At 36.6% G+C, this 14,676-nt stretch carries 14 protein-coding genes and 1 pseudogene; 10 read left to right on the top strand and 5 right to left on the bottom strand.

Annotated features, from left to right (window positions below):
- A pseudogene (locus ACLIBG_RS13055) lies at positions 1-239 on the top strand (IS4 family transposase); the annotation flags it as partial.
- Between the two features lie 454 nt (positions 240-693).
- On the opposite strand, the gene ACLIBG_RS13050 reads toward ACLIBG_RS13055, so the two are convergent.
- Together ACLIBG_RS13050 and ACLIBG_RS13045 are read right to left on the bottom strand one after the other, a co-directional pair.
- Positions 694-1,185 (bottom strand): hypothetical protein, encoded by a 492-nt coding sequence (locus ACLIBG_RS13050; protein ID WP_439313207.1) that lies wholly within the window; start codon positions 1,183-1,185, stop codon positions 694-696.
- 210 nt (positions 1,186-1,395) lie between these two features.
- Positions 1,396-2,352: an STM3941 family protein gene (locus ACLIBG_RS13045; RefSeq protein WP_439313206.1), complete on the bottom strand. Its 957-nt coding sequence runs from the start codon at positions 2,350-2,352 to the stop codon at positions 1,396-1,398.
- Positions 2,353-2,951: 599 nt separating this feature from the next.
- Here ACLIBG_RS13045 and deoC point away from each other — a divergent pair.
- The 3 genes from deoC (at position 2,952) to betB (ending at position 6,321) form a co-directional block, all read left to right on the top strand.
- Entirely contained in the window at positions 2,952-3,698 is a 747-nt protein-coding gene (gene deoC, locus ACLIBG_RS13040; RefSeq protein WP_439313205.1) for a deoxyribose-phosphate aldolase, read from the top strand.
- 115 nt (positions 3,699-3,813) lie between these two features.
- Complete coding sequence (locus ACLIBG_RS13035; RefSeq protein WP_439313204.1) at positions 3,814-4,695, top strand: glycine betaine ABC transporter substrate-binding protein; 882 nt, start codon at positions 3,814-3,816, stop codon at positions 4,693-4,695.
- Positions 4,696-4,851: 156 nt separating this feature from the next.
- Complete coding sequence (gene betB / locus ACLIBG_RS13030) at positions 4,852-6,321, top strand: betaine-aldehyde dehydrogenase (protein ID WP_439313208.1); 1,470 nt, start codon at positions 4,852-4,854, stop codon at positions 6,319-6,321.
- 386 nt (positions 6,322-6,707) lie between these two features.
- Here betB and ACLIBG_RS13025 read toward each other — a convergent pair whose 3' ends face one another.
- The gene (locus tag ACLIBG_RS13025) at positions 6,708-7,313 is read right to left on the bottom strand and encodes a TetR/AcrR family transcriptional regulator (RefSeq protein WP_439313203.1); all 606 of its coding nucleotides are present in this window, start codon (positions 7,311-7,313) and stop codon (positions 6,708-6,710) included.
- A 205-nt stretch (positions 7,314-7,518) separates the two neighbouring features.
- Positions 7,519-7,995, bottom strand: coding sequence for a hypothetical protein (locus ACLIBG_RS13020; protein WP_439313202.1), 477 nt, complete (start codon positions 7,993-7,995; stop codon positions 7,519-7,521).
- Positions 7,996-8,172: 177 nt separating this feature from the next.
- On the opposite strand from ACLIBG_RS13020, the gene ACLIBG_RS13015 reads away from it, so the two are divergent.
- The 6 genes from ACLIBG_RS13015 to ACLIBG_RS12990 all read left to right on the top strand — a co-directional run bounded on the left by ACLIBG_RS13015 (position 8,173) and on the right by ACLIBG_RS12990 (position 12,467).
- A complete protein-coding gene (locus ACLIBG_RS13015; protein WP_439313201.1) occupies positions 8,173-8,388 on the top strand; it encodes a helix-turn-helix transcriptional regulator in 216 nt (71 codons plus the stop codon).
- Positions 8,385-8,807: a hypothetical protein gene (locus ACLIBG_RS13010; RefSeq protein WP_439313200.1), complete on the top strand. Its 423-nt coding sequence runs from the start codon at positions 8,385-8,387 to the stop codon at positions 8,805-8,807. The genes ACLIBG_RS13015 and ACLIBG_RS13010 overlap by 4 nt, the downstream gene beginning before the upstream one ends.
- A 174-nt stretch (positions 8,808-8,981) precedes the next feature.
- A complete protein-coding gene (locus ACLIBG_RS13005; protein WP_439313199.1) occupies positions 8,982-10,925 on the top strand; it encodes a TcaA NTF2-like domain-containing protein in 1,944 nt (647 codons plus the stop codon).
- A 237-nt stretch (positions 10,926-11,162) separates the two neighbouring features.
- Complete coding sequence (locus tag ACLIBG_RS13000; protein WP_439313198.1) at positions 11,163-11,732, top strand: TetR family transcriptional regulator; 570 nt, start codon at positions 11,163-11,165, stop codon at positions 11,730-11,732.
- A gap of 67 nt (positions 11,733-11,799) precedes the next feature.
- Complete coding sequence (locus tag ACLIBG_RS12995; RefSeq protein WP_439313197.1) at positions 11,800-12,150, top strand: DMT family transporter; 351 nt, start codon at positions 11,800-11,802, stop codon at positions 12,148-12,150.
- A gap of 2 nt (positions 12,151-12,152) precedes the next feature.
- A complete protein-coding gene (locus ACLIBG_RS12990) occupies positions 12,153-12,467 on the top strand; it encodes a DMT family transporter (protein ID WP_439313196.1) in 315 nt (104 codons plus the stop codon).
- 176 nt (positions 12,468-12,643) lie between these two features.
- On the opposite strand, the gene ACLIBG_RS12985 is transcribed toward ACLIBG_RS12990, so the two are convergent.
- Positions 12,644-14,173 carry a BCCT family transporter gene (locus tag ACLIBG_RS12985; protein WP_439313195.1) on the bottom strand — a complete coding sequence of 510 codons (1,530 nt, stop codon included), beginning with the start codon at positions 14,171-14,173 and terminating at the stop codon, positions 12,644-12,646.
- Positions 14,174-14,676: the final 503 nt, after the last annotated feature.

The raw sequence follows: 14,676 nt of genomic DNA, 5'->3' as shown, positions 1-14,676 counted from the left end.
AACTATTTTTCAAGTGGCTTAAACAACATGTAGAAATCAAGCATTTTTACGGAATGAGCGAAACGGCATTGCAAAATCAAATTTACATAGCTTTGATTACCTATTGCCTGCATGTACTTATTCAATTAGAAACAAGTAGCAAAAAATCATTGCTTCGAATTAGCCGTTGGCTAAAGGCTGCCTTGTGGAAACCGTCATATATATGGACGCAGCGATTCGAAAGCTTGGTGCCTACTTGAATTTAAATAAACGTCGTCGTTGTACCCAAGTATTAAATGTATAATTTTACCAAATGGACAGTGCCACCTTTATTAGGTTGTTAGCTTTTTTGTCTTATAGAGAAATAAATAATTTACCGAATAATTAAAATACATTTATGCAACGCTAGTGAACCATAACAAAATTACTCCTTCAAAATGTAATTATTTATATATGTTCCACATTTTATAACACTCCAAACATAGGTTTAGTGAATGGAGGGTGAGAGAAACTCATAATACTAAATTGAAGGAAATATCTAGTTGGTTACTGGGAAATGATAACTCAAAAGTAAAGAGCTTTTTATAAAGTAATTAAGAAGTGTCATGATTTCAACAAAACACCCTTTGTCTTCTATCTCATTGGCCATCCCCTGAATTTCTTGTGTCCATGAAACTGTACTACAATCATACCCAATTGCTTCTATTCTAGTATTTATTTGCTTAATTCCTCATTTTCTTCCTGTTTCATTAAACTTCTCAACGTAAGTATTCCTATCAGGAGTATAGTAAGAGGTATTGTTTGTATAAATAAAAAACCATATATAAATGCAAGTATGCTTCCATCTTGAAGCCTCATCGCATTCAATCCAATAAAAATAGAAACTGGCACGATAATTATATTTATTATTATCATTAATTTTAAGAAGGTCTTCATGAAATCCGACCTTTTTACTTTTATAATAAAAACAATTAATACTGAAATTACAATTAAGAATATAGCAAGAGGTATAATCTGTACATATAAAAAACCAAACGCAAATCCTCGAAACCCACTATCAGGAGCAGCTGTCGCCATTCCTCCAATGAAAAAGGATAATGGTAAAACAATCAAATTTATCACTGCTGTTAATGCGGATAAGGTCATCCAGATTTTAAAATTCTTTTTTTGTTTTCGTTCCATGACTAGAATCTCGTCATCACTCATATATCTATTACTCCTTTTTAAAAACTTCACACGAAACATCGTTATACCGTAAAGTTAACGGCCATGTAGTTGTTATCGGCTTGTGTCGTTAATTTACCAATAGGTATTAATTTGAAACGTGCTAGCCTACCAGCTTCCGCAAAAAGCGTAGTATCTTTCTGCAGTTATTTTACATTCTTAAATGCCGTAATTCTATTAGATATAATAACTTTATTTTTTTTTCACATTTTTCTTTTTTATGATATATCGTATAAATAAAAATAATAATCCGAATGGCGCAATGAAAATACTAATATGGAATAATAATGCATCAAAAACGAATATCAGTTGGTATAAATAAAATGTAACACCTTTTTGTTTGTCTAGTTTTTGTCGAAGTTTATGTATTCCCATCCAGTCTATGAGTACTTTAGCAAATGGAAATGCAAAAAAACTAATAGTTATATATGATAAATAACCGTCACCGCTATCTATAAGTAAATAGAATAATACGAACATAAAAAGGAAAATAAAGAGACTATACCCAAATGCTTTTTTAAAATAGGTATTATCAATTTTAAGATCAGTTATTGGATTAAGATCGTATTTTTCCATAAAATCTTTTTGTGAATCTATCGATTGGTGGTGAATATCAATTACAGAAGGGTGCCCCATCGTTCTGCCTTCGACGATATTGTCTAATGCTGTCAATAATTTTAGACGGTCTCGTTTGGCAACTGCTTTATGTGAAGTCGTAATTGTTTTATAACCAAACCAATTATTTGGAGCTAATTTTATTTTGTTATAAAGTGACAATTGATTATTAAATTCATCTTCATCGTATATAACGAGTTCAATTGATTTTTGAAAAAATGATTCTGACACTTCTATCGTTCTTATCTGATCGTAATAAATGGTTATTTCATTTTTTGTCTGTGGATTTAACTTAATATATGTATTCGTTATCGTGAAATTAGGTTGATTCCGCATAAGTTTGAATATAAACGCAACACTTAGAACGGTAAATAAAATAGCTATAAATAAAGCCGTCAGCATTCCTAAAAATGACTGCTCTTTCACCGCTATATAGGTGAAATAATATCCACCGGCCATAAATGGAAAAAAGATGATAGTATATAAGATGATTTTTACTTTCGATTGATATAAGTGTAATGTTGTTTCTTCCATATTTATACTCTTTAACTCCTTATCATTTATTTTGAAACTTGTATATTACTTCTTTGACGAATATTAAACTCATAGAATCGTACATTTTTTGGTCAAAATAGAACGCTAAATTCTATTGAAATTCAATTACCCTTTTTGTGTGCCATTTTATCATTTTATACTAAAAACTTCACTTAGATTAGTCACGAAGAATCGTACCATAAACAGGCGGCGGTTTCCTATAAATTTACTTTTTTTAGGATTGGGTAGTGCGAAAATCAGTTTAAGGGATTAGCGCCCTCAATCGAATAAGGAGCTGTTTAATAAAATAGTAATTCTGTTGAACTCTAATTAAGTTTAGGGTTCTTTTTTTATATTAAAAATACGGGAGGGTTGTTAAAATCACTTATCTGAAAAGGGATAAAGCCGCTTATTCGCGTCGTTTGTTCACCTTTCAAATAGCATTTGTTTTAATAATAAAAATTACTTGCTTGTTTTTTTAAGTCAACTGTATTACAATAAAATCTGTTCACGATATTTCGAAATTATCATTAGAAAACATTTAAATGTATGGGACCATAACTTGGCAGCCAAGAAATGAGCAAAAAGGATGATTAAAGATGAATAAAGCGGAATTCTGCAAGAAAATCGATTATTCCATTTTATGGCAGAATAGAAGTAAGGAATCAATAGAAAAACGAAGCCGTGAAGTGATTAAATACGGTTTTGCTGGTTTATGCTGTTACCCGACCGACGTTGCTGTAGCTAAAAATATTATAGGAGACAATGCTAATATAAGCGGTGTAGTCGGATTTCCGCTGGGATTCGAAACGACTGAGGCTAAAATTGTCGATGCTATAGCGTCCATTGAATATGGTGCGAATGAATTGGATGTAGTAATGAACATCGCTCGCTTTAAAGACGGTGATTATGCCTATGTGTTAGATGAGCTGACACAAATTGTCAAAGCAGCAAAAAGTAAAAGAAGTGACTGTACTGTTAAAGTGATCATTGAGACACCTCACCTAAAGAAAAAGGAAGAATTAGCGAAAGCATGTGAGTTGGTAATTGAATCCGGAGCCGATTATGTGAAGAATGCTACCGGATTTGCTGTGGGATATGATGGTACTGGAGAAGCAGGCTATACGGATGAGATGGTAGAACCATACGATAATTCCGCGGTCGATAATGTTAAAGCAATGCGTGACATTGTGGGTGACAGAATCAAGATCAAAGCTTCCGGTAACCCTGAAAACTTGGATGAATGCATCTATTACATTCAAGAGTTGGGTGTATCCAGAATAGGTAATGATAATATCATTCAATGGCTCCATGAAGCAGGGGAAGAATATTGGAATGATAAATAATAGATGTAAATAAGGGGTTTTACTTCTATCGAGGCTTAGCCTCAAAACAGTTGGACTAATTAAGCGAATGATTATCAAAATAAATAGCAAAACGTTGAAAGGAATGAATTTTGTAATGAAGAAAGTAATTGTGATGATAACGGTCCTGATACTATCAATCGGTTTGTACGGGTGTGGAACAGCTAATAATGAAGCGGAAAATGAAGAAGCAAATGGTCAAGAGAATCAAGAGAAACAGGAATTAGTCCTAGGGTTGACAGCTTGGACGAGCACGCTTCCACCGACTGAAATTGTTAAAGATATACTGGAAGATAGAGGTTATAGCATTGAAGTGGTAGAGGCGAATATCGGTGCTGTTTATGCTGGCTTGGCAAATGAAGAAATAGATATTTATTTGGACTCGTGGTATCCACAACAGACACAATACTTGGAAGAGTATTCGGATTCGATCGAACAACTTGCACCAATTTATGAAGATGCAAATGCAGGAATGGTTGTACCAAATTATATGGAAGACATCAATGATGTTGCAGACCTAATTGGCAAAGAAGATATAGTGAATAATGAACTTATCGCGATTGAAGATGGTGATCCTGCGATGGATGAATTGCAGGAGCTTATCGATGCTTATGAACTTGATGTTGAATTAATTAGCTCTTCGGAGGGTGCGATGCTAGCTGCTGCTAAAGCAAAGACAGATCAGAATGAGCCAATTTTATTATATGGCTGGGACCCTCACTCCATGTTTAATGATATGGGCTTAAAAATATTAACGAATAAAGAACATCCGGAATTTTTCAATGGAAGTTCGGTTCATCCGATCGTTCATAAAGATGTAAAAGAAAAAGCGCCTGAAGCTTACGAACTTCTCGAAGAATGGACAGTAAGCATTGATGATATGGCGGAAATGATAACCGAAATCGATAATGGTGCAGATGCTGGGGAAGTAGCCGAAGAGTGGCTAGAAAATAATCCAGAGTGGTTAAACAATAATTAAAATAAAGCGGATGGATAGCAAGCGAGCATCACAATAAAGGATACGACAATTTCCATCATATATATGGTGAACGGCTCCTGTGACTTGCTTGCCTATTCACCTGTCCGATACTATTTCGGTTAAAATGCGAGAAGAAAAGGGGTGTATTCGTTGGAAATGAAAAAGATGTTCATTAATGGTGAATGGGTTGAATCGAATTCCGGCAGTGTCCGTCATATTATCAATCCTTACAACCAGGAAGTGATCGCTACAGTTTCAGAAGGCGATATAGATGAAACTAAAAATGCAATTGCCGCGGCGCGTAAAGCTTTTAACGAGAGTGATTGGTCCACCATACCAGCTATAGAACGCGGCAAAGTGGTTCATAAAATTGCTGATTTGATCGAACGTGACCGAGATGAACTGGCTAACCTCGAATCACTTGATACAGGTAAGACGGTTGCGGAAAGTCTCATGGATATGGATGATATTGCCGCAGTATTCCGGTACTATGCGGAAATGGCTGATAAAGAAGCCGATGGAGAGATTATTAATTCACCTATTCCAAATTCAACTAGTAAAATTGTTCGTGAACCTGTTGGAGTATGTGCACAAATTACTCCATGGAATTATCCGTTACTACAGGCATCATGGAAGCTGGCGCCTGCACTTGTAGCAGGAAATACGCTTGTCATGAAGCCAAGTGAGATTACACCGCTGACATCGATTAAAGTATTCGAATTAATGGAAGAAGCTGGCATTCCAAAAGGTGTAGTCAATTTAGTGCTTGGCCCTGGTGAATCCGTTGGTAATGAAATGGCTTCGAATAATGACGTGGATCTGGTTTCGTTCACTGGCGGACTTGAAACAGGAAAGAAGATTATGCAAGCTGCCAGCTCCAATGTGAAAAAACTGGCGTTGGAGCTAGGCGGGAAAAACCCGAATGTGATCTTTGCTGATGCTGATTTTGAAACAGCGGTGGATCAGGCCATGAATGCCGTGTTCTTCCATGCCGGCCAAGTTTGTTCGGCAGGCACACGATTGATTGTGGAAGAAAGCATTCACGATCAATTCGTTGAGTCGTTGGTCGATCGAGCAAAAAACATTCAACTCGGTAGTGGTTTTGAAGAATCGACACAAATGGGACCGCTCATTTCAAAAGAGCATTTAAATAAAGTGATTGAGTATGTAGAAAGAGGGAAACAAGAGGGCGTGACGGTCGCTGTTGGCGGCAGTGTTCCTAATGATCCCGAATTGCAAAAAGGATTTTTTTTCCTGCCAACTGTGTTAACAGATTGCACGACTGACATGCGTGTCGTACAAGATGAAGGGTTCGGTCCAGTCATCACTGTGGAAAAATTCGCGACTGAAGAGGAGGCCGTTCAGCTGGCTAATGACTCCATTTATGGGCTTTCCGGCGGCGTTTTTACCAATGATATTGCAAAAGCAGAACGGTGTGTAGCCAAAATGCGCATGGGAACGGTCTGGATCAATGACGTGAACCTTTACTTCCCACAAGCACCATGGGGCGGCTACAAGCAATCCGGTATTGGCCGGGAGCTTGGCAAGACAGGCCTTGAGGAATATCAGGAAATAAAACATGTTTTCCATAATTTGAAGCCCGAACCATTAAATTGGTTTAAGTAATTGTTTATAGAAAAAGAAAAAACATTCGGCACATTTTATCAATCCTGGGTTACTGACCTGAAGGATTGATCTTTTTTATGACTCATCCGATAATGACCTAGCAAAATCGGATCTCTGAGAATACTTAAATAATTATTCCAATACGATGTTGCATTCTAATGAAATAAGAACAGGGAGGCTTTGATCGAGGGAAGATTTATGCTTTTATAGCATAAGCAGGTTGTTTTTAACAATGGGAGGGATATGTAACTGGATTGATGAAGAGGGCTTCCGATAATTAAATCTTGGTTCGCCTTTGTCCTGTTCCTTTTCATAATGATGGTTGTCGTCTATGGAAAATTGGACTGTTTGAGTTAAATATTCTCCCACATAGGAGGCTTCTCAGCTCATTTGTTATGTTTACAAATGCTGGTCAAATACTCTCTGACCTTTTGTTCCACTACTTGATGGTTGTAAAAGTGGGAATATATTACTGACTCAAATGTCAAACCAGTGATGAAAATAATTAGCGAATGCGCTTTGTACTCGACATTTATCGTACTTGCAAGATATCCATTATGATAAAGCATGTTTATAATTTTTTTTGCAAAATTAAAGTTTACCTTTCGATAATTTTCTTTTAGTTCCTGGTATTCCGGATTCATCGTTGCCATCAGGGTAAATTTCACCCATATATCATTTTCCATTCTTTCTACATCTGTATGTACTTGGACAATCTGTTTTGCTAGATGAACAGCATTATCAAAAACATCTTCGTCAACCTGTTCTACCTGTTCCATTCTTTGTTCAAACCTTTGGAAAATAACGTCCATAGCGTATGTATAGATGTCCTTTTGCTTTGGAAAAAAATGTTGAACAGAACCTAATGATAACCCAGCCTTTTTGGCAATTTCCCGTAATGTTGTTCTTTCAAAACCATAATGATAAATAACGTCAAACGTTGCTTCAACAATTTGTGTTTTTCTTTCATAATGATCTATTATTTTAGGCATATGATTACTCCTTTGACTTTTTAAGTTAATTGTATTGTAACATTTTTGTAGTCAATAGGCTTTGTTATAGGGGGAAGCCAATGTTTCTTTAATACACAGTTTCAGATTTGTGTCTAAGGTCTAAGATATTTAATAATAGGTTTCCAAGGTTGCATAAAAGCAGTTTATTAAAAGTGTCCAGTGGAGGTAAGCTCATCATATCAAATCACTTCACCTCCACCGCAAACACATAAAATGCATCTCCGTGCGCTACATTTTCCTCCTCAGCATCCATCCACCATACGCCGTATGAATAATAATAAACACCTGGTTCATCTGGTGCAGTCAATCGGTTATCTTTTATATCTACTTCCATCTCCTTATCGCCGTTGATTTGCAGAACATGAGCCGTATCAGGCTTTGGTGAAAAGTCCATTCTTAATTTGATCGGTGCATTAGGCTGAACCTGCAGCGGCTCTTGCCCCTCCAGCAACTCAACTGGCCCAGCGGTATCCACACACTCATTGCCCCAGCAATACGTCCCAAGTTTTGCTAAATGCTTTTCATTGTCAATCTCAACATACACATCCGGCGGCTTGTCACCGGGCAATGGCATATCTCTGTTTCCGGTGTCCGTGCCCTGGCATTCTATTATTACTCCGATCAATAATACCATTCCAATGATGAACATCAGCTGCTTCATCGCTTCACCCCTTTATTGGTTAGACGGTGACCCTGTACTTTGATCTCCACTTTACCAAAAGACCCGGCTAATCACAATGAAATATTTCCGAGTCAACTGTAAAGATATCTTTACACATTTTTCTTCTTTTGCTACGATAAGTGTAAAGATGTCTTTACGTTTTATGGAGGTCTGGCCATGGCAGTGATTAATCACATTAGAAAAATCCGCATAAAAAAGGGAATTTCTCAAGTTAAAATGGCCGAGGATCTGCAAGTCACCCGGCAAACGATTAATGCAATTGAAAAGCATAAATATAATCCAAGCCTAGAACTGGCACTGAAAATCATTTCTTATTTCAACATGCCAATGGAGGCTATTTTCATTTTAGAGGAAGGAGAGGATGACAAATGAATTCAAAAGACAAAAAAGCGTGGGGCAAAGCATTGGAAAAATGGACACCGTACTTCGTCATTATCGGCACCCTGATAGGAGCGGGTCTTGGTGCATTGCTAGTTTATCTTTTTCAAGGTGAATTCCCATATGAGGTTCTTGCAGGTGGACTGGCAGCAGCCATCATTTTGACTATCATCCAGCTTGTTAAACAAAAACGCAAAAAAGACAACATGCCTGAAGCCGACGAACGCGTCATCCACAACGTCTCCCGCTTCTTTGCATACGCATCACATATTGCCTTGGCCGTGCTCTTCCTTGGCATAGCCGTTTTTACACTACTCGGATATGAGTCAATCCCTATTCTATATCTATGGATCTTGTTTTTTGCGTATATTTGGATTGCAGGCATTGGTGGGATTGTTACTAAGAGAAGATAAGCGAAATAAGGCCCCTCGATCCATGGTGTAACCTCCAAGCATCTATGCGCTTTTTTCACCATAAAATTTGAAGACAAGTCTATCTAAAAAACTATAAAATAACTAGTTCTTTTTCATTAAAAACGCTACATTATGTGGTAAAATAGTTTCATAATTTAATGAAGGGTGATGGATTTGAAATTTAGACAGCGAGATATACTTATCATTGCATTTGCTTTACTCTTTTTACTGACCGGTTGTAAAGGGGGAGAAGCACAATCTGTCACTAAGAAGCAAGTGAAGCCCAGTAAGGTTCATCACAGTTTCCTCTATTATACGGAAAATCATAAAGATGAAGATGGAATTAGTGTTGGGGATTTGTCGATGCAGACGCTTGGTGATGATGCGATGGACAAGATTGCCACGGATGTAAAAGAGTCTGATTTTTCTTATTTGAATAAGGACAATAAAGTGTTATTCATAGATAGTGAGAATACCTTATATGAATATGAGCCAGGAAGTGCCAAGGAAAAACTTGCAGATGATGTGTACTCCTATGACATAAGTAACGATGATAGCGGAATAATTACCTACCGGAACGATGAAAGTGATTTATACATTATTAAAAAAGATACCGATGCGGATGTTGAGAAAATTGCGTCCAATGTGTACCAACATGAACTTATTGACAATGATTTGTATTATGTGAATTTTGACGGGAATTTTAGAAAGTACAATATTGAAGAAAGAACGGAAGAAGAAATAGCGTCAAATACGGAGTCTTTTGTGATCTTTAGTAAAAAAGGCGATCTGGCTTACTTGAATGATGATTATTTTCTATTTTACCGGGATGGAAAAAACGGGGAAGCGAAGAAAATTTCATCGGAAACCATCATGATAGATACTGTTCAATTCGTGGATAACGCGCTTGTATATGTTGGGTCTGATTCGGATACATTTACATTGTATAAGACAGAGCTTACGGGAGAAATGGCGACAAAGCAGGTGGCGACAGACGTAAGGGATTATTGGTATGATAACGGGGCCTATTATTTTGTTAATGCAGATGATAATCTTTTCCGTAAAAAAGCGGATGAAGATTCGGCTACCAAACTAGCGAGTGATGTCTTTTATTTTAAATTTGGGGATCACGGAATCTTCTATGAAGATGGCGATAATAATGTCTATACGTTGGATTCCGAAGGTGAAAAGAAAAAGGTCGCAACCGATGTTTTAGGATATACGATTACGGCTGACGGGGAAGTTATTTATCAAAACAGCAATGATGAACTGTTTGTCGGGGATGAAAAAGTAACTAGTGATGTAGAAGCATATAGTTACGTGTATGGAAGTCTCGTTTATTCTACTAATAAAGATAAGTTATATATAATGCAAGACATGCAAGAGGCACAAGTTGTTAATGAAGATTTAAGTGCCTATCATAATGTATATTATCATGATGAACTTGTCTTTAATAATGAGCTTAACTTTACAGATATTGCTGGGGTTTGGAGATCAGAACATGATGATTTTATAGAGTTCAAACCAGATGGAACGGTCAATCTTCTTTCTGAACGAGATAAAATTAAGGTAGAAATAGAGCATGCAGACCAGGAGTCGCTAACTGCATACCATGAAGGATATGAAGAATATATAGATATTACTCGGGAAGATGACGAAACGTTACTTTTTGATACATATGATGATTCTGTTTACTTATACAAATCTTCGAAGTCAGAAGCAGACGAGTATGTTGCCAAAGCTCAGGAAGAAGCTGATCGAGAAGAAGTTAATGATATAATAAGTTGGTATATGTCGGGCTTTAGCGATGCTGTCAATTCAGGAGATAGTGACTATATCACAGCTTATATTTCCCCAACGAGTGATTTTTATAAAGAGCAATCAGCTTTTGTGGAAGATCTGTATGATAGAAATATATCCGAAGAGCTGCTAAATTATGAGATTATTGACATGAGCAAAGTGGACGAGGATACGTACAAAGTAACTGTCTATGAAGCATTCTCTATTTATAATTGGGAAACGGGCGATGATACAGATAAGGAATATAAAAACGTCTATACCGTAGAACGTATTGATGGTGAATTTCTAATCACACATTTAAAAGTGTCGGAGAATTAAACATAATGGCACACACTCTATCCCTTGTAGAATTTTCTATGAAGGATGGAGTGTTTTTTCTTAGTTGAGTGCCTGGCGTTTCGCGAAGGTGTATTCACACATGTAAATACTGCTACGGTTCTTTGCTTTAAGCAAGGAGCGATGATCACCTATACATGCACCTTGACAATCCCCGCTCTTCTAACATATCATTAAGTGATGACTGACATTCAGTCATTTGGAAAGAGGCGAATGATTATGAGTAAAAGAGACAATATTATCTCAGCGGCTATAGATATCTTTACTGATAAGGGTATTGAGAAGACGACGATTTCTGACATTGTGAATAAAGCGGGGATTGCTCAAGGAACATTTTATTTATATTTCACATCAAAGATGGCTTTAATGCCAGCGATCGCACAAGTTTTAGTCAATAAAATGAATGTTCGTCTGCAACATGACGTGAGGGCTGAATATATCGAGCAGCAATTGGATGAAGTTATTGATGTTATGTTTAAGTTTACGTATGAATTTAAGGATCTTACGAAATTAATGTATATCGGAATGACACAAACGGAACATCTTCATGATTGGGAAGAAATTTATACGCCGCTTTATCAGTGGTTGGAAAATTTGCTTTCTACAGCTCAAAGTGCGAAGAATATCCGTGCAGATATTAATATAAAGTATACTGCTAAGATTATTATTGGGATGATTGAAACTGCTGCAGAACAAAATTATCTTTTCGACGATCAACAGCCAACGCATATTGAGTCGCATCGTAAGGAATTGAAAAAACTAGTAAAATACGCTTTAGGAATATCCTAGTAGCGTAAAGTTTTTACTTATTAATGAATGAATGTCATTCATTTTACTTATCAAAAGGAGCGTTTTTATGGATAGGGCTTGGATTTATGTGATTTTGACGAGTTTATTTGAATTAGTATGGATTTTTGGCTTTAATGTGGCGAGTGCCTGGTGGCATTGGATCATTATTATTCCAATTATATTTCTGGACTTTATGTTTTTGTCAAAGGCTTGTGAAAAGCTGCCGACGGGAACGGTATATGCTATTTTTGCAGCAGCGGGTACAGTCGGAACGGCATTAATGGATATATTCATTTTCGATAGAGATTTTAGCTTTGCAAAAGGGTTTTTTATAATTGTTATTGTCGCAGGAGTTATTGCCTTAAAATTAGCGGATAACAACACGACAGATGAGCAAACAGAAATGAGGACTGAATAAAGATGGGCTGGTTTTTTGTAGCAATTGCAGCGGTATTAGAACTATTTGGGGTAATAGGGTTAAACAAATTTAGTGAGAAAAAAACGTTTGTACATTCGATATTGTTTTTTGGAGGATTCGGGGGTTCATTTCTGTTTTTGTATGCATCATTTAACTACTTACAGGTTAGTATTGCTTACGCTGTATGGACGGGTATTGGTACAGTTGCAGCTGTATTGGTCAATATGGTTTTCTTTAACGAGTCAAAGAGCTTGAATCGGATTATTAGTCTGATTGTCATTATCGTTGGCGTTGTCGGTCTGAAGGCTGTATCATAATAAGGCAGCAATTTTACCGGAGAAACGCTTTTACTATGCCATGTTTTCATGGTAGTTAATGGTGATAATAAATTTGTTTAGTTATGATATCATATTTTATAAACTTTACAGTATTATTTTAAAAAAACAGCTTCTCTTACATAATCGTAAGAAAAGCTGTTTTAATTAATTATCATTTAACCAAGGTTCTGATCTTTATACATTTCTTTACAAACTTTAGGTGCTGTCCAAAAAGTTGTTAATAGTAATAAGGCAACGGGTACTGCGGTGACGACAATAAATGATTGGAGTGCATTGATGCTGCCTTCACCAAGTGAAATTAATACAATCGCAACGAGGCCCATTACTATTGCATAAAACACTCGTAACCATTTTGGTGGATCTCCATCACCTGAAATGGCCATAGAAATGGTTAATGACATGGAGTCGATCGTCGTAAGAACAAAGATCGACGTAGCTAGTAAAAACAAGAATCCGAATATTGTTCCTAATGGTAAGTTTTTCGTAATTGCCATCATTGCTGCGGGTGGACCAGATTCACCTAACGCCGTAGAAATAGATCCAGGAATATCTAATTCTAGAAAAATCCCTGTACCACCAACAACAGTGAACCAGAAAGTTGCAATAACAGGTGCAATAACTGCTACTGCGACCACAAGCTCACGGATTGTACGACCTCTTGAAATTCGACTTGTGAACAGTGCCATCATTGGACCATATCCAATAAACCAAGCGAAGAAAAAGACTGTCCATCCACCTAGCCAAGCCTCATCTCCACGGTATGTGTTAAAGGTGATAAATTCGTTCACATAAAGGCCAATGGATTCTAAATAGTTATTAAAGATAAACATGGCAGGTCCAAGAATTAAAATACCAATGATTAATGAAATAGCTAATATGACATTAAATCGACTTAAAACTTGGATACCTTTATGGATCCCTGTGGCAGCTGAAATAGCCGCTGCGGCAACCAACAATACAATAATGGTGATATGAACACTTAATGTGTTAGGCAGTGGGGTTAAGCTGTTGACCCCATAACCTGCTTGTAAACCTAGAAACCCAATCGGTCCAATCGTACCAGCGGCAACAGATATAATTGAAAATGTATCAACAAACGTACCGAATACGCTATTTTTCATAATTTTTTCGCCAAAAAATGGATATAAAAGTGATCTTGGTTTAAGTGGCATACCTTTATGATAATGGGCATACATCAGCACAATGGTTCCTAAGGTACCCAGAATAGCCCATGACAGAAAGCCCCAATCAATGAAACTTAGTGCTAATGCTGGTGCAATAGCTTCTGGTGTGCCAGCTTCAATTCCAGTGAAATGTGGTGGGACTGTTAAAAAGTGACTAAGTGGCTCTGCAGCTGCCCAGAAGACCCCCCCTGCAGCTAATAATGTACACATAATAATCGAAATCCATTTAAATGTACTCATTTCAGGTTTGTCTATATTTCCTAAACGAATTTTTCCATATTTAGAAAACCCTAAGAATAATGCAATGAAAAACGTACCTAGCATAACAAATTGATAAAGTGCACCAAAGTAAGTAGCTGACAATCCAAATAAATAATCAACAGTATTTGCTACAAATTCGGCATTGATAAGTGCGGCGATAACAAATAGTAGTAAAACACTACCACTTATTATAAGCGATGGTAAATCTAAAGATGTTTTCGTGCCTTTCGAATTCTCCATTAATTCTAATCCTCCATTTTAATTGGTGCTGCCTTTACCCAATTTTATTGAGCAGGCCTTTAAACCGAATTCCTATCTAAGGGGTATACCTTTAAGTATTTCACTAAATCTCCAAGAAATTCCGTAGAAAGCAATAAAGGAATGATCTCTCTATTATGATGAGACCATTCCAGTAAATTGACATACTTGTACATGCTAAAGTAATTGAACTCATGTGTAAAGTGATATACATAAATTCAGTGTAAGCCCATTAAAATTGAATTAAGTACGATTCCATTAAATCTTAGGAAGTGTCTATAGACAAGGTTTCGAAAGGCCAAAGCTGGGGTTAAACTTCACAAAATTTGTCACCCTCCCCAAAAATTACATCAATAATTATCCAATATTAAATGTACTCATCCACCTATATTTGTCTGTTGTCCATTTGAATTACTACCTTTGTCACCTCGGGTGATTTAATGCAATGACAGATGGTAATTGAATCGAGTTTTATAAAAAAAACT

This window comes from Virgibacillus sp. W0181, assembly GCF_051846915.1.
GTDB lineage: Bacteria > Bacillota > Bacilli > Bacillales > Amphibacillaceae > JBPYCR01.
This window is presented reverse-complemented; position numbering and strand designations above follow the sequence as displayed.